General features: G+C 67.7%; 1 pseudogene. It reads left to right on the top strand.

The window, feature by feature from the left end:
• Positions 1-816 precede the first annotated feature (816 nt).
• Positions 817-1,721 (top strand): annotated as a pseudogene (locus ABTY04_RS40855) (DUF6192 family protein).
• Positions 1,722-1,757 lie beyond the last annotated feature (36 nt).

Here is a 1,757-nt window from a genome sequence, read left to right as displayed (position 1 = left end):
ACCTCGACAACTGCATGGGCTCTCGGAACACCCCGAGCATGCCCACCGATCACCCCGGCGCACCGGGAAACTCCAAGATCCCCGACAGAGTCAAGTTCAGAGGCTGTTCCATATCCGGGTCGTGGAGAAGTTCCGAGCTCTAGGCTGGGGTGGTGTCCGATGGCTCGGGACGGCTCGGAGAGCGGGTCTGTGGGGGTTGTGGCGACCGGCTGGGGCCGGGGTCGCGGCCGGACGCGAGGTTCTGCTGGACGGCGTGTCGTGCCAGGCAGTGGCGTCGGACGCGCCGGTTGAGGCGGCGGGTCGCCGCGGAGTTGAGCGGGGCCGGCCGGGTGGTGTGTCCCGAGTGCGGGACGGACTGGGTGGCCGGGGTGGACCGGCGCTCGGATGCCGTCTTCTGCTCGCGGCGGTGCGTGATGAGGGCCTGGCGGGCTCGGAAGGAATCGTTCGGCGAACGGTCACAGTGACCGCTTCGCGAACATATCCCAATCGGACATTCAGTCAGACTCGGGTCCTTTCCTGTCATTCATTGTGATCTTCGTGAGCCGGGCCCGACTCTCGGCCTTGAAGCGGGCCGCGTCTTGTCTCGGCCGAGGGGCCGTCCCCCGGCCCGCTCAGGGTGGTGAGCAACATGACCATGCCCGAGATGACCGAGAGCGCCGACAAGGTCGGCAGCGTCAGTATCCACCGCTACGAGCAGATCGTGGCGGAGCTGCGCAATATCGTTGAGGCCCAGAGCCGTGGCCAGTTCATGGTCGGTGACTACGCCCTGGAGATCGAGCCCGCGCGTGCGTACGGGGCTCAGGAACGGGGAGAGGAATGTTCACGGTCAAGGCCTCGCTGTTCCGTCTGGCCGAGGACATCGGCCTGGCCTACTCCTCGGTGAGGAACGCGAGGTGGGTCTCTTCGCGGTGGCCGGTCGAACACCGGCAAGCCTCGGTGTCTTTCACGGTCCACCGGATCCTGGCGTCGATCGACGACGAGAAGGAGCGGTTCACCGCGGTCCTGAACCCACCGGAGAAGAGGGGCCGGTGGACCCCGGACGAGGCGAACCGCAGGGTCGGGCGGCAGGTCCAGCGGCCCATCACGCCGCAGGAGAAGGTCAGCGCGATCCACACTCTCGCGAAGGACGAGGAGGTGGCCGCGGTCGTGACCGGTGACCTGCTGCGGCGGCCGACGGTGGTCGCCCAGGTCCGGGCCGAGGACAGGGTAAGCGCGGTCCACACCCTGGTCGAGGACGAGAAAGTCGCCGCGGCCGTCACCGGTGACCTGCTGAAGCGTCCGACGGTCGTCGCCCAAGTTCGTCAGGAGGACCGGGTGCGGGCCGTCGAGGAATTGACCCGGGACGAGCAGGTCGCGGCCACGGTCACCACCGGCCTGCTGCGCAGGCCGGCCGTCGCGTTCAAGGCGATGTCGGATGACACCGCCCGCCACCAGGTCAATCACGCCCAGGTCGAACGCGGCCGGCAGGCCCGCGAGCACTTCGAGCAGACCAGCCCCATTGCCCCGGCGGTGAAAAGGATCGACCGGACGGTGGAGTTCTCGACCTGATCACCGCCTGCCACGCATTCGTCGCCGCTTCCGGCCGGGTCGTCCCCGGCCTGCGGGACCGGCATCTGAGCGAGGACGAACGCGTGATCATCCACGAGAACGTCGCCCGTGTTCGGGGCCCGTTGACTGAACTAACTCCTGTGTTTTGGCAGGTCAGGAGCAGTTTCTGCTAGCTTCCCGCCATGGTTGATCCGCTGGGTCCCGGACGG

Source organism: Streptomyces sp. NPDC097981 (genome assembly GCF_040302565.1).
Lineage (GTDB): Bacteria > Actinomycetota > Actinomycetes > Streptomycetales > Streptomycetaceae > Streptomyces.
Note: the sequence above shows the minus strand (reverse complement) of the source record. Positions and strands in the feature narration are given on the sequence as shown.